Source organism: Acinetobacter sp. YH1901134 (genome assembly GCF_013416965.1).
Taxonomy (GTDB): domain Bacteria; phylum Pseudomonadota; class Gammaproteobacteria; order Pseudomonadales; family Moraxellaceae; genus Acinetobacter; species Acinetobacter amyesii.
Map to the genome: position 1 here is coordinate 334,207 of NZ_VPEW01000004.1, position 24,335 is coordinate 358,541.

Consider the following 24,335-nt stretch of genomic DNA (forward strand, 5'->3'; position numbering starts at 1 on the left):
AGTGATCATATTAACACGATGCTTTTTACATTCCGAGATTTAAGCAACTATATACAGTGTTTTAACCAATATGGATTTGCGATTGTATTTTCTATTGATGAGTACCATTAACGCACCCATCAAACTCAAACACTGCAGTCCATTCACTTACTTACGATCACGGATGAATTGACGATAATAATCATTCAATAGTTTGACATAGAGTTTAAACTGCAACAGATTTTCTTCAGTATTGCCTAATCGTGCAACAAAGCGTTGACTTGCAATTTCCAAGTCTATTTTTTCATTGATAATCATTGCAGTTGCATAGAGCTGTTTTAAATCATCGAAATTTGTCATTTTTCTATTCGACAAATATTCCATACGTTCAGACAAAGTATTTAAAACTACGCCTTCAATGATATAGCCCTGAGTTTCATCATATTGAATGTGGTGTTGTTCTAAGTAAAGTTGCTCAGGCGACTCTTTAGCGCCTTTGAATAAATCGACTAACTTATTAAACATCTGACTATCTACAACATGATAAAAAACCTATTGTACTTCGATTACGTCCTTATTTGGGCAAGTTAAAGCTGTTCTGACTTGATCTACAAGCTAAATTTTTCATCCAAACCTTCATGACTATATATAGAACTATAATTACGATCTTAAGCAAATATAGCATTTTATTTTCAACCCAATACTTTCTTTTAGAAATTAAGTTACTTTTATAAACCTAAAACATCACTGCCATCAGATTAGTTTTCTAGATTTACCACTAATTTCTTCAAATAAAAAACGAAGGATTAACCTTCGTCATTTACCCACCATTTAGCTATTTAAAAGTCCTAAATAAGCATTTAACTCACTTGAGCGAGTGGCATACTAAATGGTGTCACTTCAGAAACTAGATTTTCAATCGAGAAAATTTCATCCAATTGACTTTCAGTTAACAGCTCTTGCTCTAAAACCACTTGGCGAATGGTTTTATTTTCGGCAATACATTGCTTACCGATTTCATCACATTTTGCATGACCTAAATATGGATCGAGTAAGGTCACAATACCTACACTACGCATCACAGCATCAAAACATGCTTGCTCATTTGCCTGAATCCCTTGAATACATTTGCTGTCTAATGTTTTTACGGCATTCACCAAAAGCTCAATTGATTCATTCATGGACAATGCAATCACCGGCTCCATGACATTTAATTGTAATTGCCCCGCTTCTGCGGCCAAAGTTATGGTTAAATCATTGCCCATCACTCGAAATGCAATTTGGTTGACCACTTCAGGGATCACAGGATTGACCTTTGCAGGCATAATGGACGAACCTGCTTGTAACTCAGGTAAACGAATTTCCGCTAAACCTGTTCGTGGCCCCGAACTTAAAAGACGTAAGTCATTACAGATTTTAGAAAGTTTGACAGCTAAACGTTTTAAGCAACTTGATAATAAAATAAATACGCCACAATCGCTGGTTGCTTCGACATAGTCTTCTGCACCTTGCAATTTTAGACCGGTCAAATGAGCTAGATTTTCAACGGCCTTCGCTGCATAACCCGCAGGAGAATTCACGCCAGTGCCAATTGCCGTCGCACCTAAATTAATTTCCAATAGAAGCTGTCGATTTTGCTCAATCAACTTTAAATCTTCTTTTAATAATGTTGCAAATGCACGGAATTCTTGCCCCAAAGTCATCGGAACAGCATCTTGTAACTGTGTACGCCCCATTTTGATGACATGTTTAAACTCATCGGCTTTAATATGTAAGCTTCCAATTAGCTGATTTAAAACCACAAATAAAGCATTAAAAGCACTATATGTCGCTAGACGCAGCGCTGTTGGATAGACATCATTAGTCGATTGTGACTTATTGACATGATCGTTTGGATGAATCCGTTGATAACTGCCTTTAGCATCTCCGAGCAACTCAAGGGCAATATTGGCAATGACTTCATTGGCATTCATATTGATCGATGTACCTGCTCCACCTTGATAAATATCAATTGGAAATGAATCTGCCCATTGTTCAGGATGATCAATCAATGCATCACACGCCTGCTGAATCGCTTGGCGAATATCATCTTGTATTAAGTTAAATTGATAATTGGTTTCTGCTGACGCTTTTTTTACCTGAGCAATAGCGCGTACAAAGTTTAAATTTTGTCCGACATGCTGCTTTGATATTTGAAAGTTTTCGATGGCACGCAATGTATGTATACCGTAATAACATGACTGCGGGACTGCTTTATCCCCCAATAAATCATGCTCTATTCTCGTTTTTTCCATTTGAACCGTTGTCACTGCGCATTCCCTCTAATTACGCACCAAGACTGTGCATACCTCATATTCGACCTGTTCAAATCATCTCACTACAGATGATGTGATGCACATTTGCAACCAAATATTTCAAATGCACATTTCTTGTTCAATATGTAACATTGTGTAATTTTTACCTATTTTCATTAGTTCTCTTTTTGTGATGAAAAGTCTTTAGTAGATTTACATTTCAAAATTTAAATTCCCTTCTGGACAACATTTCAGCAGCACAATAAAAAATTCGATTTGTAATAAGAAAAAATATCATTTACGCAAAACATACATAAAATATGCTTAAAGGTTACAGAGTGTAATTTTTAAATCGTGCTTGAATCTGCGACTTACGACAGAAGTACAAATTTTCATCTAGGACAGAGATGATTTGCTTTCATTAAGGACGAACCGCCTATGAGCCATTTAAACCCGACATTAGTCACCTTTATTTTTTATATTCTTGCAATGCTTGCCATTGGTTTGTATGCCTACAAAGCTACGCATAACTTTGACGAATACATTTTAGGTGGACGAAGTTTAGGAAGTGTTGTGACTGCACTTTCAGCAGGTGCATCCGACATGAGTGGTTGGCTACTCATGGGTCTCCCTGGTGCAATTTATCTATCTGGTCTTTCCGAAGCTTGGATTGCAATCGGCTTAATTATAGGTGCTTGGTTGAACTGGCTGATCGTTGCTGGTCGCTTGCGTGTTCATACCGAATATCAAAATAATGCCCTGACCCTGCCCGATTATTTCACGAGCCGTTTTGCAGACCGTAAAAAGATTTTACGTATCATTTCAGCTGTAGTGATTTTAGTGTTCTTTGCGATTTACTGTGCTTCTGGCATGGTGGCTGGCGCACGACTTTTCGAAAGTTTATTCGGTTGGAACTACACAACAGCACTGTGGATTGGTGCCATTGCAACCATCAGCTATGTCTGTATTGGTGGATTCTTAGCGATCAGTTGGACCGATACTTTCCAAGCGGGTCTGATGATCTTTGCACTGCTGATCACACCGATCATCGCCTACCTTGCTTTAGGGGATAACAGTCAAAATCTTGCTGCTATTTTGGAAACAGCTCGCCCGCAAGCTTCCAATTTATTTGAAGGCTTAAGTACAGTTGCGATTTTATCCAGCATGGCGTGGGGCTTAGGCTATTTTGGTCAGCCGCATATTTTGGTTCGCTTTATGGCAGCCGATTCTGTTAAATCCATTCCGAATGCACGACGCATTGGTATGACATGGATGATCCTATGTCTAGGCGGTGCTGTAGCAGCCGGTTATATCGGTATTGCTTACTTCCAAGTTCACCCAGAACTGGCAAGCGTCGTTAATGCTAACCCTGAAACGGTATTTATGGAATTGACTAAAATTCTATTCAATCCGTGGATTGCTGGGATTATTTTGGCCGCAATTTTAGCTGCGGTGATGAGCACACTTAGCTGTCAGTTATTGGTATGTTCAACAACCTTGACGGAAGATTTGTACAAAGGATTTATTCGTAAAAACGCATCGCAAAAAGAGTTGGTTTGGATTGGACGTGCGATGGTTTTGGCAATTGCCGTATTTGCAATCACCTTTGCAATGAACCCTGCAAGTAAAGTTTTAGGCTTAGTGGCTTATGCATGGGCAGGTTTCGGTGCTGCATTTGGCCCACTGATTATTCTTTCATTGCTGTGGAAACGTATGACGCTTAACGGAGCAATCATTGGCATGATCGTGGGTGCTGTGACTGTCATCGTGTGGAAAAACTACTTAGGCCACCTTGGTTTATACGAAATCATTCCAGGCTTTATTTTCTCTGCAATCAGTATCGTTGTCGTGAGCTTATTGGGCAAAGCACCAGAGGCGGATGTGGTTGAACGCTTTGAAAAAGCCGAAGCGCAATATCAAAAAGAAATGTCTGAAATCTAAAATTTTTGACACTAAAAAGGGGCTAAATGCCCCTTTTTAGTACTCACATTTTCTATTACATAATTTATGTTACGCAGTAACATCAGATGCGCAATTTGATTCAAATAAGAAAACGATATGCGATAAAGTCATCCACAAGTGTTTGAGACAGGATTAATTTTCATCAAAAATGTTTTTGCGACATTTTTAATAATTTGACGGAAGCGCACGAGTTTTGTCGGTGAGGTGCATTGCACCGCAAGATGGTTTCCTTGCGAAGCACGCTTCTCATTTTGCCGAATGAGAAACAACGTTTCGTAAAAGTGCCTCCAGCCGAAGGCTAAACCCTTTATCCAAACCCAAGATGCAAGACTCCGTCGAATAAACTTAAAAAACGTTTTAAAATGCGCAATTACATTTACACTCATAAGAGCCGTTACTTAATTGATCGAGCCGCAGGTTTCAGCTTAATTTGCATACTTTCTTTGATCACTTCCATCACAGGATAACTACGCGTTTCCTTGATACCAGGTAATTGCCAAAGCACCTGCCCTGAAATTTTTCTAAATTCTTCCATGTTTGCACAGCGTATTTTCACTACAAAATCAAAACCACCACTGATCATGTGACATTCTACGATTTCTGGAATTTGACGTACTGCATCCGAAAAATCTTCCAATACATTGGGCGTGGTTTTATCTAGTAAAATCTCCACAAAAACCACAAATCCATTGTTGAGTAAGACCGGATTTAAACGTGCTTCATAGCCTAAAATAAAGCCTTCTTTAGATAATTTTTGCACACGTGCCAACGCCGCAGTCGGTGATAAATTCACCATTTCCGCAAGCTTAATATTGGACAGTTTTCCGTCTTCTTGCAGCAACTCTAAAATACGAATATCTATACGGTCTAAGCTCAAATATGGGCTACTCATCTGAATTTTTCTCTAAATATTATTAAAACTATAGTGAGTTATTCGTTAAATATTCTGTGATGATAAATTAAATAAAGGATCAAGCTCAAGATTTATTTGCTCGTCATAGAACTTTGACACGGAAAATTGAAACATGAATGGAAAAGTATTTGAAGTCACGGGAAGCGATGACTACATCACTGAATTTAAAGACAAGAATAGCTTTGAACAATCGATTAATACAGCATGGCGTCGTGCTGAAACTGAGTGCATTGAAAAATTATTAGCACACAGTGAAATCCCTTCCCCGATCAGCGATCAAATTCAACAATTGGCTTTTGACTTAGCCCATTCATTACGTGAACGTAAAAGCGGTACAGGTAAAGCAGGCATTGTACAAGGCTTGCTACAAGAGTTTTCATTGTCTTCACAGGAAGGCATCGCGCTCATGTGTTTAGCTGAAGCGCTACTCCGTATTCCAGACAAAGCAACACGTGATTTACTGATCAAAGATAAAATCAACCAAGGTAACTGGAAAGATCATGTTGGCCAAAGTAGCCTCATGTTCGTTAATGCTGCTGCTTGGGGATTAATGCTGACGGGCAAACTGATGGAAACCCCTCAACAAAAAAGTCTGTCTAGTCTATTGACGGGTATTTTAGCACGCAGTGGTCGTGGCATTATCCGTAAAGCTGTCGACGTGGCTATGCGTATGATGGGCGAACAGTTTGTTACAGGCGAGACCATCAATGAAGCACTTAAACATGCAGAAATTTTAGAAGACAAAGGCTTCCGCTATTCATATGACATGTTGGGTGAAGCAGCATTAACTGAACCTGATGCTGAACGATATTATCAAGACTATACCGATGCGATCCACGCGATTGGTCAAGCTTCTGAAGGTAAGGATGTTTATAACGGAGCAGGCATTTCGATCAAATTATCTGCCCTACACCCGCGCTATCAACGTTCACAGATCGACCGTGTGCATAACGAACTTTATGGCAAAGTGCTTGAACTTGCAGTATTAGCCAAGCATTACAATATTGGTCTAAACATTGATGCTGAAGAAACTGACCGCCTTGAAATTTCTTTGGAACTACTTGAGCGCCTATGTTTTGAGCCTAAATTAGCGGATTGGAAAGGTATTGGATTTGTGATTCAAGCCTACCAAAAGCGCTGTTTCTATGTGGTCGACCATATTATTGACCTCGCTAAGCGTAGCCAAAAACGTTTAATGATCCGCTTAGTGAAAGGTGCATACTGGGACAGCGAAATTAAGAAAGCGCAAATTGAAGGTATGAGTGACTATCCTGTATTTACGCGCAAAGTTCATACCGACCTGTCTTATATTGCATGTGCTAAAAAACTTTTAGCAGCACCTGAGCAAATTTATCCTCAGTTTGCAACACACAATGCGCAAACCGTTGCTACGATCTACCAATTAGCACAGCCAGAGCTTTACTATCCAGGCCAGTATGAATTTCAGTGCCTTCACGGCATGGGTGAACCCCTCTATGAACAAGTGGTGGGTTCGAAGTCTGATAACAAACTGGGTGTGCCTTGTCGTATTTATGCACCAGTGGGTAACCATGAAACCTTATTGGCCTATTTGGTTCGACGTTTACTGGAAAATGGTGCGAATACCTCTTTCGTCAACCGTATTGCAGATAAAAATTTAAAAATTGAAGATTTAATTGAAAATCCAAGACAGACGATATTAGCGACGGCTGAAAAAGAAGGTATCACTGGAGCGAAGCATCCTTCTATCCCTTTTCCGCAAGATTTGTATGGCACAGAACGTCGCAACTCAAAAGGACTCGATTTAGCCAATGATCGCGACTTATCTCAGCTCAATACCACGGCAGTACAGCATGCACATACCCAGTGGCATGCTAGTGCAATGGGCGCTAATTTAGAAGAAATTCATACTGCAAGTATCAACATTACAAACCCTGCAAACCGTAATGATGTGGTCGGCAGTGTCAGTGAAGCTAGTCTAGAGCAAGCGGAAATCGCTCTCAATAATGCGGTAAATGCCCAAGCTTCATGGAAAACTTTAGACAAAGATCAGCGTGCAGCATGCTTAAATCGTGCGGCAGATTTGATGGAAGCACAATTGCAATCTCTCATGGTGTTGTTGTCACGTGAAAGTGGTAAAACTTATGCCAATGCTATTGCTGAAGTCCGTGAAGCTGTAGATTTCCTACGTTATTATGCAGCTCAAATGATTGATCTAGCAGAAAATACGCAAATTGAACCTCTTGGCACTGTGCTGTGCATTAGTCCATGGAACTTCCCGCTTGCTATTTTCACAGGTCAAATTGCGGCGGCCTTGGTTGCAGGTAATACCGTGATTGCCAAGCCTGCTGAACAAACGCCACTGATTGCTGCTCAAGCTGTACATATTTTATGGGAAGCAGGTGTTCCCTTCGATGTATTGCAACTCCTTCCTGGCCGTGGCGAAACCATTGGTGCCAAACTCAGCGCGGACTCACGTGTCCAAGGCATCATGTTTACTGGCTCAACGGAAGTCGCACGTATCTTGCAAAAAACCGTGGCACAGCGCTTAAACCAATTTGGCGAAAGCGTGGTATTGATTGCTGAAACTGGCGGTCAAAATGCCATGATTGTTGACTCATCAGCATTGACAGAACAAGTGGTATTGGATGTCGTTAACTCTGCCTATGATAGTGCCGGTCAACGCTGTTCTGCCCTACGTATTCTCTGTGTACAAGAAGATAATGTGGACGTTGTCCGTACCATGTTACAAGGTGCGATGAAGCAACTTCGTGTCGGAAATCCTGCACTTTTAGCAACTGACATTGGCCCAGTGATCGACCTTGAAGCACAGCAAAATATTGAAAAACATATTGAGAAGATGCGTAGCAAAGGCTATCCAGTACATCAAATCATGTTTAATGCTGATGGCAATGCCTTAAGTACGGGAACTTTCGTTGCACCAACTTTGATTGAACTGCCAAATTTAAATGATTTAGAACGCGAAGTTTTTGGGCCAGTATTGCATTTAATTACCTACAAATATGGTGAGATTGAAAACCTATTAACACAAATTAATGCCAAAGGTTATGGTTTAACCATGGGCTTGCATACACGTATTGATGACACGATTCAAAAAGTTATCGGTCATGCAGAAGTCGGCAACCTGTACATTAACCGTAATATTGTAGGTGCTGTGGTTGGTGTACAACCTTTTGGCGGCGAAGGCTTATCAGGTACAGGTCCAAAAGCTGGCGGTCCTTTATATCTTTACCGTTTAATGCATCAAATTTCTGAGAAAAAATTGGCTACACCTTATGCTGCTCAGGCAGAAACACAAGCTGCACACTTCCCTGCATATGAAGCTTTTAACGCTTGGGCGAAGCAACATTTTGCAGGCATTGCCATTCAAGCACCGCAGGCCATAGCCGCAGGACAAAGTTTTGAACTGCAAGGCCCTACTGGTGAAAACAACCAATATGCCATTTTGGCACGTAAAGGTGTACTTTCACTAGCCAATAATGATGCAGATCAACTGAATCAAATTGCTGCGATTTTATCGGTGGGTAGTCAACCCGTGGTACTTGCAGACAATACTTTTGTGTTAAAACACTTAAATAGCATGCCGAAAATCCTCGTGGACCAATTTAAAGTGATCACGGATATTTATCATGGCAATTTTGATGCGGTTTTACACCATGGTGAACAAACTGAGTTATTAAAGATTCAACAGGTTATCGCTTCTCGTGAAGGTGCAATTATTGGCATTACGCATTTAGCTTCAGGCCAATATGACATCCCTGTAGAACGTTTCGTGATTGAGCGGGCAATCAGTGTCAATACTGCGGCAGCCGGTGGTAATGCCAGCTTAATGACGATGAATTAAACATTCGAATGAACTCCAACTAATCAGTTCCTCACTTAGCTCAATCTTTATGAATGTTCCATAAAGATTGAGCGTTTTTTTAACTACCCCTAGATAAATATTCTGTTTAGCGCATTCAGACTCATTTTCTCGACAGATAAATACAGCCAAAAGTGGAATTAATTTAGTCTTATAAGGTGAATTTTGCTAACATGACTTTTTTTAATATGTTTGCGATTTTTTACTGCATATGACTTCAACTTATCAGCAACAACTTGATGCCAAAGTTGCCCGCATTACGGCTCAATTTTCAGAATACAACCCTCCCTCTTTAGAAGTTTTTCCTTCTGCTGAACAAAACTTTCGTATGCGAGCGGAATTCCGAATTTGGCATACTGAAAATGATATGTTTTATGCAATGTTTGAACGCAATGCAGACAATGAAAAACAAGTTGTCGAAATTAAAGATTTCCCGATTGCAGATAAAAGCATTAATGATTTAATGCCCCTATTATTAAATGAACTCAAGGCACAAGAGATCTTATCTAGCCGATTATTTGAAGTTCATTTCTTAGCAACGCTGAAAGGTGAAATGCTGGTTTCATTGGTTTACCGCTGCCCGCTCAATGCTGAATGGGAAGTTGCTGCCAAAGCGCTGTCTGAAAAGCTCAATATCAAGATTTATGGTCGTAGTCGTGGTCAGCGCGTGATTTTAACTGATGACTATGTGGTTGAAGAACTCCAAGTATTTGACCGTAAATATCAGTATAAACAAATTGAAAGTAGCTTCACACAGCCAAATGCCGGCGTATGTCAAAAAATGCTGGAATGGGCGTGTCAGGTTGCGGATCACTCAGACAAAGACTTACTTGAGCTCTACTGTGGTAATGGTAATTTCACGCTGCCTCTTTCAACACGCTTTAATCGCGTTTTGGCAACAGAATTAGCCAAGTCTTCAGTTTATGCCGCGCAGTGGAATATTGAGCAAAATGGTATTGATAATATCCAAGTGGCTCGTCTTTCAGCTGAAGAGTTTACCCAAGCCTACAATGCTGAACGTACATTCCGCCGCCTTGAAGAAGCTGAGATTGAAATTTCAAGCTATAACTTCGATACGGTATTTGTCGATCCACCGCGTGCAGGTATCGATGATGAAACACTAAAACTGTTGCAACGTTTTGAACGCATTATCTATATTTCATGCAACCCAGATACTTTGCATGACAATCTTAAACTGCTTTCACAAACGCATAAAATCAGCAAATTCGCCTTGTTTGATCAATTCCCTTATACACACCATGTAGAGTCTGGTGTGTTTCTTGAGAAGTTTTAAACAAATTATTTCAAGTCATGTTGTTGTCATAAAAGGAGCTTTCTAAAAGCTCCTTTTTTATATGCTAAAAAAGCTTTATTTTCTCGCCACATGCAGTGCAATGGATGCCTTTTTATATCAATTAGACAAAGATTCTAAAAGTCCAATCGAAAAAATGATCATTCAACTGGCTAAAATATCACTTTAGTAGTCTTGCTTTATTTATTGGATTGGTTATATTTCGTCCTATGTTAGGTCGCAAATGAAGGCTCTATGAGTTTTTGGCATAAGTTGTTCGCTAAAGAACAGCAAAACGGGCATAAGAATCAAATTGCCTGTGTTGAAAATGATTGCTCTTGTAAAACCAATGAACAGCTTATTGCTGCTCTTACAAAGGCAACGGATGAAGATGTTATCCTCGGTATTAAAAAAGTACTCGCTTCGCGCGGTTATAGCCGTAAGGAATTAAATGAAATCCAGCATCTACCTCTACAGTAGAGTCTGAACATTCAATGTTCAAACAAGGCATTCTGTTTTACAGAGTGCCTTTTTCATTTTTTAGTCTAATCAAAAGTATGCCGCTTATTTACAGATCAGGTTTTGTGGATTTGCCACATCGCTATTTACAGCTTTTATGCTATGCTCCAAGGCAACTCAGTGATGTCTAATTTTTAAACACACGACAATAAAACCTAATATTGCATCAAATAAAAAGCAGATAACCACTAAACTGGATTGATATAAAAACTAAAGGAATGAACATGAATAAATTAACAATTTGCCTAATCGCCTGCTGCATACTTAGTCTAAGTGCTTGTAGCCAAATTCCCAAAGAATGCAAAGAATCCTGGGATAAACTCGAAGCCTTATCGAAACAAATGGGCTTAAACGAAGAACAAATCAAAGAACAGAAAAAACAGTTTGAAGAAAGTATTAAAAAACAATCTAAAGAACATGCCATTCAAATGTGCCAAACCCAAAGTACCTTTTTAGGTTTAGTCGGCAAATAAACAGTAGATTCTATCAATCTAAACACTGTACAGATGAAGCCCGAATATTCGGGCTTTTATGATTCGCACTGAGATGCTGTTGTGTACGCTACAATTGGCCCTAAAGGTTTCAAACTTGAATCATGTCTATTCAATGCTTGAATATCTGCACTAGACACAGATCCATCTAAATACAAGGCATTGTTAATCGATAATTGCTGCTTAAAATATTGTGCAAATGCATAAAACGACACGCCTTCACGACTGATCACAAAATACAACTTCCTGTTCTTGATCCCCACGCCATTGCGGATTTTCAATGAATCTGACTGTGGGATAAAGTTTGGATTGATTTTTCCATCTACCACCAGCATTGGACCTGACTGCGTCGCATAACGTGCATTAAAATTTGTGGAAGCATATTTTTGTGTAGTTAATATCACCGCTTGCTTGTCATTCCATGCTAGAACACCATTCGGCTGAATTAAAAAATTACCAAAGCCTCGTGTTGCACGATTCAAGGCTTTTTTCTGCAGCCCATTTTCAACGTAAAGACCAACAGGCGCTAAATCTGCATGATACATCCCTGCATTCATTGCGAAGTTCATCGTATTACATTTACGCGCTAATGACTGCTTTAAACGCTGTAGGTCTCGATATGGCTGCTGCTCTGCATCATATAAATAGAGCTCTAGTTTACTCAAATCCGAAATTTCAACCACATCCACTGCAATGGGCTGACTGACACGTTTCGCTTGAATATTGGCATAGGAAATAGTCGGTGAGAAAATCAGACCGAGCAGCATCATAAAGCGCATTTTTTTAAACATTGAGGTTAAATGAAGACTAAGCATGACCCTATCCATAGCGCGCGTTAAAAATCGAACAAATTTTAGCTAAATCATCGCTAAAATAGTCGATTAATTCACAGATTAAAAGTAGACTAATCTTTAAAAATAATTCGGATTTAAAGTAGGACTGGTAAATTCATGCATGTGCAGAAAGATGGTTTTCCTCTTGGAACACATCTGATTGTTAAACACTTCGGTTATAGCCATCATGGTATATATGCCGGCCGTGGTAGAGTCATTCACTACTCTGGTTTTGCACACCTTTTCAAAAAACATCCAATTGAAATGACTTCGATCGAAAAATTCAGCCACGGCAAAAAAATTATCGTTCAGTCATATAGCAATCCAAAATTTAAAGGGCGTAAAGTGGTGCGTCGTATGCGCTCTCGCATGCATGAAAACAACTATCATCTGATTATTAATAACTGTGAACACTTATGCACATGGGCTATTACCGGCGTTGAAAGTAGTCCTCAAGTGTTCCGTATGATGAACCGACTCACCACGATTGGTTATGTCAGTTCTCTGATGAGCTTTATGAGCAGTATGATGCTAACCGTGACCACCACTTGCTTTGCACTGGTGTTCTATATTAAAAAGAAACTGCGCGAAAAAGCCAAAATGCAAATGCCGGTTTATACCTATTTAAAGCGTGAAGAACATAAAAATCGTTAATTCACTGCAGCAGCATTGAACCGTGGCTTTATCAAATTTCAATACATCAGCACATTGCTTAGAGATCCTGTGCCAATACACAAGATTTTGCTTACGGCGTATCAGATGTAATGCTTAATTTTGGTCACTCTTCACATTGCTAAAAGGTGGAAATTTATCTTCAACCAAATTGCTTTGCAGGCCATGTTCTAAATAAATTTTGGCTGCATCCAAAACCGTTGTAAAACCCCCTGTACTATCGATAATAAAATCAATCAATGCCTGACCTTGCAGAGGAATCTGTGAGTTTTTGATACGAACGTAGGTTTCCATCGGGCTAATTTGCTCAAAAATAAAATCGACCTGAGTTTTTGGTTCTCCCCACTGTATTTGAATTAATTTGTTTTCCTTAATACTCAGCACGTCTACATCGGCGACTGCATTATATTTTTGCCAAGTCCATTGCACGGTTTTACCTTCTTCTAGATAGCCACTCGATGCACTAAACCAAAAATGCTGTGTTATTAAAGGATCAACAAAAGCATTAAATACGATATTGATGGACTTACGAATTAACATCTGGGTTTCAATCACGACACTCATCTGCATTCCTACAGTATTTTAATTTTATTCAGTGATAGCACAGAGAACTGATCATTGCCTACCACTGAATTGTTATTGCCCTATTCTGCTGTATGTTCTGAAATAAATGCTGATGTCACTAGCGTGGGATTCTTCTCTATAAATTGCCCATTCCAATAGGGATAGTATGGATAAGGTGGATACACTGCACTGACTACGTCTAATCGGGCTAACTGCTCTACGCTTAATGACCATTCCTTCGCCGCAAGGTTCTCCAACAGTTGCTGTTCATTACGTGCGCCTATCAAAATACTAGAAACTGTCGGTCTGGTTTTCAGCCAATTCAATGCAATCTGCGGGATAGAGTGCCCTGTTTCCATGGCTATTTCTTGCATTACATCTAACACTGCAAATAACTTTTCATGTCGAACTGGCGGTGCGAATTGTGCTGTTTCATGCAGCCGACTTTGCTTTGGAATCGCGTGCTCACGATCAAATTTCCCTGTTAATCTCCCCCAGCCCAGCGGACTCCAAACCACTGCACCAATCTGTTGATCATGCTGCGCAGGCATTAACTCCCATTCATAGTCACGTCCAATCAAAGAATAATAGACTTGATGCACACTCAGCTTTTCATAGCCATGCTGTTGGGCAATCGACTGAGCTTTCATGAGCTGCCAGCCTGAAAAATTCGATGCACCGATATAGCGAACTTTTCCACTACGTACCAAGTCATCTAAACTGTGCATCAGCTGTTCAAGTGGCGTCGTGCTATCAAACTGATGCAGTTGCAGCACATCAATATAATCCGTACCTAACCGCTTTAAACTCGCCTCCACGGCTTGAATTAAATAGCTTCTAGAATATCCACCTTGATTGATTCCATCATTCAATCGGATACCCACTTTGCTGGAAATAATCACCTCTTGGCGTTTTGATTGAAGTAATGCACCGAGCATCTGCTCAGAGGCACCATTTGAATAAGCATCTGCGGTATCGAAATAATTCACGCCTTGATCAATACACAGATCAATCATGCGCTGAGCATCATTTAAGCTCGCTTGCCCCCATGCAGAGAAAATAGGGCCTTGCCCGCCAAATGTACCTGCACCAAAGCCGAACTCTGAAACTTGTAAGCCAGATTGCCCTAGGTTGTGATAGTTCATGGTGAATTCCTGTGTTTAATTTATACACAGAATAGGCACAGATATTTATCAGAAAAACCCTGAATATCGAGAAAGACTTTCTTGATTATATTGATAATGCTAACTGAAGATTTCGACTTATTCACACGAATGGCGGCACTGGGTTCAATCAGTCAAGCTGCCAAAGAAGCCAATCTCTCTGTTTCTGTCGCTAGTAGCCGTCTACACAGACTTGAACATAGTTTAGGGCTGCGCTTATTTCATCGCACTACACGGCAGCTACATTTAACACAGGAAGGTGCTGTTTTATTGCAGCAAGGTTTTCCCTTATTCGAACAATTTAATTCTCTCCTGAGCCAATTTCAGCCTGAACCACAACGACTCAGCGGCGTATTAAAAATCACCTGTTCAGAAGTTTTTGGAAATCGTATCATGGGGCCAGTATTTGCAGCCTTTGCCAATCTACACCCAACATTGACTTTAGATATTGAACAGACCGATCAAAATTTAGATTTGGTCTCCGCAGGTATAGATGTTGCGATACGTATTGGACAGTTAGAAGACTCATCACTAATTGCTAAACCGCTCAGCTTAAACCGTCGTATTTTGTGTGCCTCGCCTAGCTATATCGAACAACATGGCGAACCTCACTCCCTAGAAGAGCTCTCTATACACCAATGCATTTTACAGAAATACCCTAAGGGTGTTTCGCAGCTTTGGACATTCGTCCAAGATCAACACAACATAAATATACCTGTTTCAGGACAAGTTCATATCAACTCAGGTGAAGGCGTACGCCAAGCAGCACTTGCAGGTTTAGGCATCTCAAACCACTCCATCTGGCATGTGGAGGAAGATTTACAATCTGGCCAGCTCATCCAAGTTCTACCCAAGATCCCTGTTCAAAGTACAGCAATCTATGTGGTAATTCCGCATCGACATTTTGTTCCGCCTAAAGTACAGGCTTTTATGCGACACTTGGACGATTTTTTTCAGCATCAGTATGCTTGGTACGTATCGCCGAATTTATCTGAAAATTAGGCCAAGAATTTATCTTAAATTACTGTTAAAAGTCTTAATCAGCGGCGGAAGTTCAACTTCTAAGCTGCTAAACATTTCACGCTCAATGTTTCGTACAATCGAGTCCAGCGGCAAATCATTTTCCTGCAAGCCAAAAGGCTCCTCCAGCTCTGCACTTAACGCATCCAAACCTAAAAATAAATACGCAATCAAAGCCACAATAACAGGTGTCCAAATCCCTAAACTGGCCTCTAGGCTAAACGGCAAAATCAGACAAAATGAATACACCGCGCGATGTAAAAGCACCGAATAGGAAAATGGCAATGGCGTGGTCATAATACGGTCACAGCCTGCATGGATATCACCCATAGCTACGGTATGACGTGTAAGCGTGCTGTAGATAATGTCTGTAATCTGACCTTGCTTATAGGCTTTGACTAAATCTTTTTGAATAATTTCAAGTAAATATTGAGGTGCATTGATATTGTCTCGGCATTGCTGCCATTGCTGATCTGTCAAAGCTACACCATCTTTAAAATGCACAATATCTTGTGATTCATGGCGTAAACGATCACGTAATAAGTTGCAAAACAGCATGATACGGTGCATCAACACGGTTCTTTGCTCATCTTCAAGTACATGGCTATCACGAATCATGTGGCGTGTATTGGCAATCAATGAGCCCCAAAGCTTGCGACCTTCCCACCAACGGTCATAACAGGCAGTATTTCGAAAGCTCAAAAAAATCGACAGAATTACCCCAAAGATGGTAAATCCGATGGCTGGAACTTCAGGCGTATTTAGGTAGTGTGCAGCGCTTAGATACACCAAAATCGCCGACAAACTCACGACGACAGCCAACGCAGGCATGACTTTTGGGAGTATCGTGCCATGCCATGCAAATAAAAGTTTAAAGCTATTATTTTTATTTCGAATGATCACTTATTTCCCCTCTGTACTGCCTTAATGAACCATCTCAAGCATGAAAAAAGCCCAACCGAAGTTGAGCTTAATCTTAACCTACTTGATCTTAACCTATTGGGGATTCAAAGATGAATCCCTTTAAAAACTAAGATTTTATTTACCCGGTTTAAAACTGTCTTTCAAATCTAAGATGCGGTTAAACACTGGTTTTTCAGCTGTATGATCAAACTGATCTGCAACAAAGTAACCTTCACGTTCAAATTGGAAACGATCTTCAGGTTTTGCTTCTGCCAATGCAGGCTCAATGACCGCTTGAACCACTTTAAGTGATTCTGGATTTAAGTTTGCAAGGAAGTCATCACCCACTTCAGGGTCTGATTCAGTGAATAAACGGTCGTAGATACGAACTTCCGCAGCAATACCCTTGCTTGCAGAAACCCAATGTACAACACCTTTCACTTTACGGCCTTCAGGGTTTTTACCTAAAGTTTCAGGGTCGATTGAACATTTCAATTCAACCACTTCACCGTTCTCGTCTTTAATCACTTCATCACACTTAATCACATACGCATGACGTAAACGCACTTCACCGCCCGGAATCAAACGTTTAAAGCCTTTAGGCGCAACTTCTTCAAAGTCTTTACGATCAATGTAAATGTCTTGAGTCAACGGAATGATACGGTCACCCATGTCAACGTTAGGATGACGTGCATGCACCAAATCCATTGCTTCAGGCAAGTTAGTTAAAGTCACTTTGAGTGGATTCAACACAGCCATACCACGAGCAGCAGTATTTTCTAGAGACTGGCGGATGCAGTATTCAAGCATTGCAACATCTACGATACTGCCATCAACTTTCGTTACACCTACACGTTTACAGAAGTCACGTAGACCTTCTGGAGTAAAGCCACGACGGCGCATACCCACAACGGTAGGCATACGTGGGTCATCCCAACCATTCACAAAACCACCTTCAACCAATTTACGTAATTTACGTTTAGAGGTAATGGTGTAATCTACATTTAGGCGGCTTGATTCATACTGATGTGGTACAGATGGTGATTTAACTTTCTCGACAACCCAGTCATAGAATGGACGGTGATCAACAAACTCTAGTGTACACAGTGAATGCGTAACCCCTTCAATGGCATCTGATAATGGATGCGCATAGTCGTACATTGGGTACATTTTCCATTTATCACCAGTTTGGTGATGTTCAGAATGCAAAATACGATACAAAATAGGATCACGCATATGGATGTTAGGTGAAGTCATATCAATTTTGGCACGTAGTACTGCCTGACCTTCTCCCAACTCACCATTACGCATTTGTTCAAAACGCGCTAAGTTTTCTTCTACGCTAGCATCACGTTGCGGCGAATTTTTACCCGGCTCCACAAAATTACCGCGGTTTAGTTTGATTTCTTCAGGGCTCTGCAAATCCACATAAGCATCACCTTGTTCAATCAATTGCACTGCCCAAGTGTAAAGCTGATCAAAATAGCTTGATGCATAACGTGGCTCGCCGTTCCACTCAAAACCTAGCCATTTCACGTCATTGGCAATACCGTCTACATACTCTTGTTCTTCGGCATCCGGGTTTGTATCGTCGAAACGGAGGTTACATAGACCTGCGAATTCTTGAGCAATACCAAAGTTCAAACAAATGGCTTTTACATGACCAATATGTAGGTAGCCATTTGGCTCTGGTGGAAAACGTGTTACAACTTGTTCGGTACGACCTGCAGATAAATCATCTGTAATGACTTGACGTACAAAATCTAAGCCTGGCTGTTGTTCCTGCTGCGCAGCTTCGACAGGGGCATTGTTCTTGGTTGTCGGATTGTTAGGCAGGGATGAAACAACATCGTTTGGCTTCATGGTAATAAAATCACTTCTATAAAGATAAAATTAGGATAATTAAAACGCTTTTCTTTATTTTTAACAAAGAAAGTAACGTTTTTACTTGCCTTGTAGTTTACAGTTTGCTTATGCTTCTCACAACCAAAAAACCCATGGCTTTCATGTCCATGTACAGGAGATTACACAATGAGTTTTCCTCAAGTCGAATTAAACACCAATAAAGGTCGTATTGTTCTTGAGCTTAACACTGAAAAAGCACCTAAAACTGCTGAAAACTTCTTACAGTATGTTCGCGATGGTTTCTATGACGGCGTGATTTTCCACCGTGTTATTGATGGTTTCATGATCCAAGGCGGCGGCATGGATGAAAACTTCAAAGAAAAAACAACTCGTGATTCTATTGAAAACGAAGCTGACAACGGTTTAAGCAATGATGTTGGTACGATCGCTATGGCACGTACTCAAGCACCTCACTCTGCTTCAGCTCAATTCTTCATTAACGTGAAAAACAACACCTTCCTTAACCACACTGGTAAAACAGCGCAAGGTTGGGGCTATGCAGTATTTGGTAAAGTAGTTGAAGGTCTTGACGTTGTTGACGCAATCAAAAGCGTTCGCACTGGTAACCGTGGCTACCACGCAGACGTTCCTCTAGAGAACGTTGTAATTGAATCAGCTAAAATCATTTCTGAGTAAAAAACGTCCTCTCCATTCTTTATGAGTTTTAAAGCATCGCTTTAAAATGGAGTAATGAAAAAAGGTTTCTCTTTCTAGAGAAACCTTGAGGATGATAAGGAAAAGATTTGTGACCTATCTGTTTATCGCTGATTTACATTTGTCACCTGAACACCCTCGACTCGTTCGGGGGTTTTTAGCTTTGTTAGAACAATACAAAACTCAAAATACCCAGCTGTATATTTTAGGTGATTGGTTTAATGCTTGGATTGGTGATGACTTTACTGCCCCATGGTTAGACGAAATCATTGCAGCGCTTAAAGATTTTACTTCTTTGGGAAATCAAATTTATTTCCAAGTGGGTAATCGTGACTTTGCATTGGGTCAAAAGTTTTTAAATAAATTTCACGGTCAATTATTACAAGACGTGGATTATCTCCACATTGGCAACTATAAAATTCGTCTCGAACATGGCGATTTACTTTGCACCGATGATGTGTCTTACCAAAAGTTTCGTAAAGTGATTCGTAATCCTTTGCTTTTAGGTTTCTTAAAAAGCTTACCGCTTAGCATTCGACAAAAAATAGCCAATGGATTCCGCAAAAAAAGTACAGAAACTAAGCAAGTTAAATCTTATGACATCATGGATGTAAATGCTGAAGCTGTAGAAAAAGCTTTAGACCAAGCCGATCTACTGATTCATGGACATACCCACCGGCCCCAAATACATGATGTGCATGGAAAACTACGTATCGTTTTAGGGGACTGGCGCGCAGAACAAGCTCAAATATTAGAGGTTGGTGAAAACCCATCTGTGAGTGATTTAAAATTAAAAAAATGGTCTTACTAACCCTTAGACTTTAGTTAATCCTGTCGTCAAATTTGGTTAAAACAACACATCCATATATCAAGACATAGCCTTTTACCAGACTATCTCAACAGATTATCAATTGAACTGCATCCTACATATAGCAGATTAACGTCATTTAAAATCTTAAAAAAAACAAAGTTTAAACTTAAAAATAATTTCACAAGGAATTCACTATGGACTTACTTTCATCCACAGTGAACATCTTCAGATATTTATTAAGCAGCAATGACAGGTTGCTTAACTGCTGGACTATTACCAATTTGCCATACATATGGTAGCGGCGTTTGATTAACCTCCCAATCACCAATGACTTTCTGTTTATAAATAAATGGATTATGCGATGACACTACACGAGCATTACGCCAAAAGCGGTCTAACTGTTTAGTTGTCGAGCTTGCTGAAGCGCCCAAGGCGTTAAACAACTCACTACTCAAATTTAGTACCAACTCTGATATGACCACTTGCCCTTTAGAGGATTCTAGCTCCGCACGGTCATTCGCTTGCTGATCCAACTGGGTATCAGACTGAAAATGACTTAAATATGCGACATCTAAAGCTTCTGCTGCACGAAGTGTAATTGCTTCAGCTGCATAAGACTGTGCCGACGCCTTACCAATCACTTGTAAAATTTGTGCATCATCTCGAACTAAATCAGCATTACCATGGCTGTAAATACGTGTGCGTTCACGGACTTCATTACTGAAAACGTCCACAGCATTTTGTGCTATACCTGCCAGCGTTGCCAAATGCACGACCTGATAGAACGCCGTTTGATATTTAAAGCGCTGATCGAACGGCAAAATATGATCACGATCAATACTAACATCTTGAATATTCAGTGTGCCGCTGCCTGTGGTTTTTTGGCCAAAGCCATCCCAATCATCGTATACTTTTATGCCAGCGTCATGTGTTGAAACTGCGGCTATAACATGTTGATTCGTTGTTTCATCTAAAGCGAATAGATCGATCCAATCTGCAAAGATTGTTCCGGTAGAATAGTATTTTTGACCATTGACCCTTAGCTGACCTTGCGCATTTTCAGTAACTCGGGTAACAACATCTCCAATTTCAACTTTTCCGATTTCTGTCCAAGCATTACCGACCAAATCGCCTTGCAGAAAGCGCTTAAACCAAACCGTTTGATCTTGTGTTTTTTGCGCATTTAAACGGTCTTCTACAAAAGCAAAATGACCTCTTAATGCCTGTACAACATTAGAATCGGCCTTAGCCAATTCAATTAACAGCTGAAACAACTGTTTTTGTGAAACCCCTTCACCGCCAAAAGCCACGGGTACACGGACCGCACCAAATCCAGCTTGTTTTAACCATGAAATTGCATCATACGGCAGTTTCCTATTTTGTTCCCGCGCCAAAGCGCCTTCTGCAATTCTCTGAAAAATCGGACGGAACTTAGCGGCCACTTGATCATAGTCAGCACCTAAAGATAAGGGCTGTTTATTATTTTGAATCGTCATAATCTTCTCCTCTTAACTCCAAGCATGGCGCGGCGGTGGTACATCATTTAAATAGTAGTTGCCTACAATATTCAGCTTCCAACGTACGGGATCGTGCAAAGTATGCGTGCGCGCATTACGCCAATGACGGTCTAAATTCAGCTCAGACAACGTTGATCGTGTGCCTGAGAGTTCAAATAGTTTATTCGCCGCAAGTAACGCAATTTCAGTCGTCAGGACCTTAGATTCTGCTGTCAGTAGTGTTGCCTCTGACACCGTTTCTTCTGTTGGGTTCTCTACGGCTCGGTCTATCGCTTCACCCGCCAAAGCCAACACTGCCTCTGCAGCTCGGAGTTTAATTTTCAACTCGCCGATGTTGGCAATCGTATACGGATCTTGCACCGCCGTTTCTAAGCCTGAGTCAATCCAAGGACGTGCATGTTGGCGCACATATTGAATCGTTTCATTAATCGCACCGCGCGCAATACCAGCATCGACAGCAGATTGAATGAATTGAGAAATAGCGCCCGCAGCAGTTGGACGTTCAAAAGCTTGATGAATGGGTACAATGTGATTTAAATCCACTTTGACATTGTCTAACAGTACAGAACCGCTGACTGTCGTTCTTTGTCCAAAACCACTCCAGTCGTTAATAATGGTTAAACCCGGCGTATGCTGGGGTACTAAGGCTGCATAAGGCTTTCCATCATTCACAGCAACAACAGGTATCCAATGTGCAAGCAAAGCGCCTGTTGCAAAGAATTTTTGACCATTAATGAGCGCATGATCATCTTTAAACTCAATGGCTGTTGTTAATTCTGCAACTGTTTTGGAACCTTTTTCTGAAAATGCATTGCCAAAGCGTTTACCTTGTAAGACTTGATCAAAGAAAAACTCTTGCTGTGATGGATTTGCATCCAAACGAATATGCTCAACAAAGGCCCAATGGTTTTGAGCAATTTGTCCTAGGGATGAGTCTGCACTAGAAATAATTTTGACCACTTCTGCAAGGGTTTTATAACTCACTCCTGCACCACCAAATTGACGCGGTACAGTAATGCCCCACAAGCCTGATGCTGAATATTGCTGTACTTCCTGTAAAGGTAAGCGGCGTTCATGATCGCGTTTAGCTGATTCTTTTGTAAATTCCACAGCTAATTGTTCAGCAACCTCGATAGCTTCTTGATCAGATCGAATAATATGCGCTAAACCGCTAGATTGATAGAAATCGCGCGGAATGTTTTGCGCCTCTTTTAGTTTAATTTCAATTTTTGAAGTCATTATTAAAATGCTCAGTTTAGATATTATTCAAATAAGCTAGCACTTTTTATTTTGATTATTTATAGAATTATCATCAAAACAAATCAGTTTTGATGACATTGAATTTACATTTTTAATTGTCAAACAAAATCTTTATAAGCCGTACCAAACAAAAAAAATATCTGCTTATCCATATGAATATATGAAGTATTCAAAAATTATGATTAGCATTTATTCAGATTTGTTTTTGACTTTTTATTAATAAATGCAGCTGTATTTTTATATACCCTCTTATGCAAGAGATTAAATAACCCAGTAAAAAATCATGTCTAAAAATATTCGCTTCAATGCCTTTGAAATGAACTGTATTGCACATCAGTCACCCGGTCTGTGGCATCATCCATTAGACCGTTCTACAGAATACAAAGACCTAGAATATTGGACCGACTTAGCAAAAATTTTAGAACGCGGAAAATTTGATGGCGTATTTATAGCAGATGTTTTGGGTATTTATGATGTCTACCACGGTTCTGCTGAACATGCGCTGACTGGCGCTATCCAAGTACCTGTGAATGATCCTTTGCAAATTGTTCCTGCAATGGCAGCTGTCACCAAACATTTAGGCTTTGGTGTCACGACTTCAATTTCATTTGAGCACCCCTATCCTTTCGCAAGGCGTATGAGTACTTTAGATCACCTGACGAAAGGCCGTGCCGGATGGAATATTGTGACTTCATATCTAGAAAGCGGCTCTAAAAATTTAGGCCTAAAAACCCAAGTCAGTCATGACAACCGCTATGACATTGCAGATGAATACTTAGAAGTCCTCTATAAACTTTGGGAAGGCTCTTGGGAAGATGATGCCGTGCTGCGCGATAAACAAAATGGTATCTTTGCTGATCACCGCAAAGTGCATCCAATTCAACATGAAGGAAAATACTTTACTGTTCCTGGCATTCATATTTGCGAACCTTCACCCCAGCGTACACCGGTTTTATATCAAGCTGGCGCATCCGCACGCGGACAGCAGTTTGCCAGTCAAAATGCAGAATGTGTTTTCATCTCGGCACCGACTCAAATTGCAGTAAAAAAACTGGCCAATGGTATTCGGCATAATTTAGTAAAAGAAGGCAAAGATCCCCATTCTGTCCTGATCTATACCATGCTGGCCATAGTGGTTGATGAGACCGATGAAAAAGCCCAAGCAAAATTCTGTGAATATCAGCAATATGGCAGCTATGATGGTGGTTTGACGCTTGCTTCGGGCTGGTCAGGTGTCGACTTTTCGCAGTTTAAACCAACCGATCAAGTTGAATACATTCAGACCAATGCCATTCAATCCATGCTGCAATCTTATGTAGAGGCAGATCCTGATAAAATTTGGACGATTCAGGAAATTGCAAAATGGACCAGTGTCGGCGGTAACGGCCCAGTCATTGTTGGCTCACCAACTACCGTGGCAGACCGCTTACAAGAGTGGATTGAGTACACTGGTATCGATGGCTTTAACTTAGCCTACATATTGGCGCATAAGAGTTTTGAAGATATTGTGGAATACGTGGTACCAGAATTACAACGTCGTGGTGTATATCAAACAGAATATGCTGACGGAACCTTGCGTGAAAAACTCTTCGGCCAAGGCGCGAAATTGCCCGACAACCACCGTGCGGCGCAATACCGATATAAAAATCACGCTCAAGTTGCGAACAAGCATCAACACCTTGAAATGGCTTAAGCCGCTTTTTTTAGGCAAAAAAACAGCAG

The 24,335-nt window shown here is 40.4% G+C and carries 20 protein-coding genes; 10 read left to right on the forward strand and 10 right to left on the reverse strand.

All coding sequences use genetic code 11. The features are described 5' to 3' along the window. Nucleotides 1-147 precede the first annotated feature (147 nt). Both FTV50_RS05470 and aspA read right to left on the reverse strand, forming a co-directional pair. Nucleotides 148-504, reverse strand: a complete 357-nt coding sequence (locus FTV50_RS05470) for a hypothetical protein (protein ID WP_078193486.1) — start codon at nt 502-504, stop codon at nt 148-150. Between the two features lie 335 nt (nt 505-839). Then, nucleotides 840-2,288, reverse strand: a complete 1,449-nt coding sequence (aspA, locus tag FTV50_RS05475; protein WP_180023777.1) for an aspartate ammonia-lyase — start codon at nt 2,286-2,288, stop codon at nt 840-842. 423 nt (nt 2,289-2,711) lie between these two features. Between aspA and putP the strand changes: the two genes are divergently transcribed. Then, the gene (gene putP, locus FTV50_RS05480; RefSeq protein ID WP_168378609.1) at nt 2,712-4,214 is read left to right on the forward strand and encodes a sodium/proline symporter PutP; all 1,503 of its coding nucleotides are present in this window, start codon (nt 2,712-2,714) and stop codon (nt 4,212-4,214) included. 415 nt (nt 4,215-4,629) lie between these two features. Here the strand turns inward: putP and FTV50_RS05485 are convergent, their stop codons facing one another. Continuing rightward, nucleotides 4,630-5,127 (reverse strand): Lrp/AsnC ligand binding domain-containing protein, encoded by a 498-nt coding sequence (locus FTV50_RS05485; RefSeq protein ID WP_168378610.1) that lies wholly within the window; start codon nt 5,125-5,127, stop codon nt 4,630-4,632. Nucleotides 5,128-5,260: 133 nt separating this feature from the next. Here FTV50_RS05485 and putA point away from each other — a divergent pair, with 133 nt between their 5' ends. The 4 genes from putA to FTV50_RS05505 all read left to right on the forward strand — a co-directional run bounded on the left by putA (nt 5,261) and on the right by FTV50_RS05505 (nt 11,293). Continuing rightward, on the forward strand, nt 5,261-8,992 hold the full coding sequence (gene putA, locus FTV50_RS05490; RefSeq protein ID WP_180023778.1) for a trifunctional transcriptional regulator/proline dehydrogenase/L-glutamate gamma-semialdehyde dehydrogenase: 3,732 nt from the start codon (nt 5,261-5,263) through the stop codon (nt 8,990-8,992). Between the two features lie 229 nt (nt 8,993-9,221). Beyond that, complete coding sequence (gene trmA / locus FTV50_RS05495; RefSeq protein WP_180023779.1) at nt 9,222-10,304, forward strand: tRNA (uridine(54)-C5)-methyltransferase TrmA; 1,083 nt, start codon at nt 9,222-9,224, stop codon at nt 10,302-10,304. Nucleotides 10,305-10,556: 252 nt separating this feature from the next. Further along, nucleotides 10,557-10,781, forward strand: coding sequence for a hypothetical protein (locus FTV50_RS05500; protein WP_078188679.1), 225 nt, complete (start codon nt 10,557-10,559; stop codon nt 10,779-10,781). 263 nt (nt 10,782-11,044) lie between these two features. Continuing rightward, nucleotides 11,045-11,293 (forward strand): hypothetical protein, encoded by a 249-nt coding sequence (locus FTV50_RS05505; protein WP_180023780.1) that lies wholly within the window; start codon nt 11,045-11,047, stop codon nt 11,291-11,293. Between the two features lie 56 nt (nt 11,294-11,349). Here the strand turns inward: FTV50_RS05505 and FTV50_RS05510 are convergent, their stop codons facing one another. Continuing rightward, complete coding sequence (locus FTV50_RS05510) at nt 11,350-12,126, reverse strand: phosphodiester glycosidase family protein (RefSeq protein ID WP_257223860.1); 777 nt, start codon at nt 12,124-12,126, stop codon at nt 11,350-11,352. A gap of 135 nt (nt 12,127-12,261) precedes the next feature. Between FTV50_RS05510 and FTV50_RS05515 the strand changes: the two genes are divergently transcribed. After that, on the forward strand, nt 12,262-12,798 hold the full coding sequence (locus tag FTV50_RS05515; RefSeq protein WP_078193494.1) for a lecithin retinol acyltransferase family protein: 537 nt from the start codon (nt 12,262-12,264) through the stop codon (nt 12,796-12,798). Nucleotides 12,799-12,912: 114 nt separating this feature from the next. Here FTV50_RS05515 and FTV50_RS05520 read toward each other — a convergent pair whose 3' ends face one another. Both FTV50_RS05520 and FTV50_RS05525 read right to left on the reverse strand, forming a co-directional pair. Beyond that, the gene (locus FTV50_RS05520) at nt 12,913-13,386 is read right to left on the reverse strand and encodes an SRPBCC domain-containing protein (RefSeq protein ID WP_180023781.1); all 474 of its coding nucleotides are present in this window, start codon (nt 13,384-13,386) and stop codon (nt 12,913-12,915) included. A 74-nt stretch (nt 13,387-13,460) separates the two neighbouring features. Continuing rightward, nucleotides 13,461-14,525 (reverse strand): aldo/keto reductase, encoded by a 1,065-nt coding sequence (locus FTV50_RS05525; RefSeq protein ID WP_180023782.1) that lies wholly within the window; start codon nt 14,523-14,525, stop codon nt 13,461-13,463. A gap of 96 nt (nt 14,526-14,621) precedes the next feature. Here FTV50_RS05525 and FTV50_RS05530 point away from each other — a divergent pair, with 96 nt between their 5' ends. After that, nucleotides 14,622-15,545 carry a LysR family transcriptional regulator gene (locus FTV50_RS05530; protein ID WP_180023783.1) on the forward strand — a complete coding sequence of 308 codons (924 nt, stop codon included), beginning with the start codon at nt 14,622-14,624 and terminating at the stop codon, nt 15,543-15,545. Nucleotides 15,546-15,554: 9 nt separating this feature from the next. On the opposite strand, the gene FTV50_RS05535 is transcribed toward FTV50_RS05530, so the two are convergent. Beyond that, nucleotides 15,555-16,466: a bestrophin family protein gene (locus FTV50_RS05535; RefSeq protein ID WP_180023784.1), complete on the reverse strand. Its 912-nt coding sequence runs from the start codon at nt 16,464-16,466 to the stop codon at nt 15,555-15,557. Between the two features lie 135 nt (nt 16,467-16,601). Then, nucleotides 16,602-18,329, reverse strand: a complete 1,728-nt coding sequence (locus FTV50_RS05540) for a glutamine--tRNA ligase/YqeY domain fusion protein (RefSeq protein WP_180023785.1) — start codon at nt 18,327-18,329, stop codon at nt 16,602-16,604. Nucleotides 18,330-18,497: 168 nt separating this feature from the next. On the opposite strand from FTV50_RS05540, the gene FTV50_RS05545 reads away from it, so the two are divergent. After that, the gene (locus FTV50_RS05545) at nt 18,498-19,007 is read left to right on the forward strand and encodes a peptidylprolyl isomerase (RefSeq protein WP_180023786.1); all 510 of its coding nucleotides are present in this window, start codon (nt 18,498-18,500) and stop codon (nt 19,005-19,007) included. 109 nt (nt 19,008-19,116) lie between these two features. Then, complete coding sequence (locus FTV50_RS05550) at nt 19,117-19,836, forward strand: UDP-2,3-diacylglucosamine diphosphatase (protein WP_180023787.1); 720 nt, start codon at nt 19,117-19,119, stop codon at nt 19,834-19,836. 236 nt (nt 19,837-20,072) lie between these two features. On the opposite strand, the gene FTV50_RS05555 is transcribed toward FTV50_RS05550, so the two are convergent. After that, nucleotides 20,073-21,332, reverse strand: a complete 1,260-nt coding sequence (locus tag FTV50_RS05555) for a monooxygenase (protein ID WP_180023788.1) — start codon at nt 21,330-21,332, stop codon at nt 20,073-20,075. A 12-nt stretch (nt 21,333-21,344) separates the two neighbouring features. Beyond that, nucleotides 21,345-22,592, reverse strand: a complete 1,248-nt coding sequence (locus FTV50_RS05560) for an SfnB family sulfur acquisition oxidoreductase (RefSeq protein ID WP_180023789.1) — start codon at nt 22,590-22,592, stop codon at nt 21,345-21,347. A gap of 304 nt (nt 22,593-22,896) precedes the next feature. On the opposite strand from FTV50_RS05560, the gene FTV50_RS05565 reads away from it, so the two are divergent. Then, nucleotides 22,897-24,306 carry an LLM class flavin-dependent oxidoreductase gene (locus FTV50_RS05565; RefSeq protein ID WP_180023790.1) on the forward strand — a complete coding sequence of 470 codons (1,410 nt, stop codon included), beginning with the start codon at nt 22,897-22,899 and terminating at the stop codon, nt 24,304-24,306. Nucleotides 24,307-24,335 lie beyond the last annotated feature (29 nt).

Bases quoted from the DNA above. Each gene is read 5' to 3' on its own strand.
- FTV50_RS05530 (WP_180023783.1), top strand. From the start codon at position 14,622: ATGCTAACTGAAGATTTCGACTTATTCACACGAATGGCGGCACTGGGT.
- FTV50_RS05485 (WP_168378610.1), bottom strand. From the start codon at position 5,127: ATGAGTAGCCCATATTTGAGCTTAGACCGTATAGATATTCGTATTTTA.
- putA (WP_180023778.1), top strand. From the start codon at position 5,261: ATGAATGGAAAAGTATTTGAAGTCACGGGAAGCGATGACTACATCACT.
- FTV50_RS05545 (WP_180023786.1), top strand. From the start codon at position 18,498: ATGAGTTTTCCTCAAGTCGAATTAAACACCAATAAAGGTCGTATTGTT.
- FTV50_RS05565 (WP_180023790.1), top strand. From the start codon at position 22,897: ATGTCTAAAAATATTCGCTTCAATGCCTTTGAAATGAACTGTATTGCA.
- trmA (WP_180023779.1), top strand. From the start codon at position 9,222: ATGACTTCAACTTATCAGCAACAACTTGATGCCAAAGTTGCCCGCATT.
- FTV50_RS05520 (WP_180023781.1), bottom strand. From the start codon at position 13,386: ATGCAGATGAGTGTCGTGATTGAAACCCAGATGTTAATTCGTAAGTCC.
- FTV50_RS05470 (WP_078193486.1), bottom strand. From the start codon at position 504: ATGTTTAATAAGTTAGTCGATTTATTCAAAGGCGCTAAAGAGTCGCCT.
- FTV50_RS05515 (WP_078193494.1), top strand. From the start codon at position 12,262: ATGCATGTGCAGAAAGATGGTTTTCCTCTTGGAACACATCTGATTGTT.
- FTV50_RS05540 (WP_180023785.1), bottom strand. From the start codon at position 18,329: ATGAAGCCAAACGATGTTGTTTCATCCCTGCCTAACAATCCGACAACC.
- FTV50_RS05510 (WP_257223860.1), bottom strand. From the start codon at position 12,126: ATGCTTAGTCTTCATTTAACCTCAATGTTTAAAAAAATGCGCTTTATG.
- FTV50_RS05505 (WP_180023780.1), top strand. From the start codon at position 11,045: ATGAATAAATTAACAATTTGCCTAATCGCCTGCTGCATACTTAGTCTA.
- FTV50_RS05560 (WP_180023789.1), bottom strand. From the start codon at position 22,592: ATGACTTCAAAAATTGAAATTAAACTAAAAGAGGCGCAAAACATTCCG.
- FTV50_RS05555 (WP_180023788.1), bottom strand. From the start codon at position 21,332: ATGACGATTCAAAATAATAAACAGCCCTTATCTTTAGGTGCTGACTAT.
- FTV50_RS05500 (WP_078188679.1), top strand. From the start codon at position 10,557: ATGAGTTTTTGGCATAAGTTGTTCGCTAAAGAACAGCAAAACGGGCAT.
- putP (WP_168378609.1), top strand. From the start codon at position 2,712: ATGAGCCATTTAAACCCGACATTAGTCACCTTTATTTTTTATATTCTT.
- FTV50_RS05525 (WP_180023782.1), bottom strand. From the start codon at position 14,525: ATGAACTATCACAACCTAGGGCAATCTGGCTTACAAGTTTCAGAGTTC.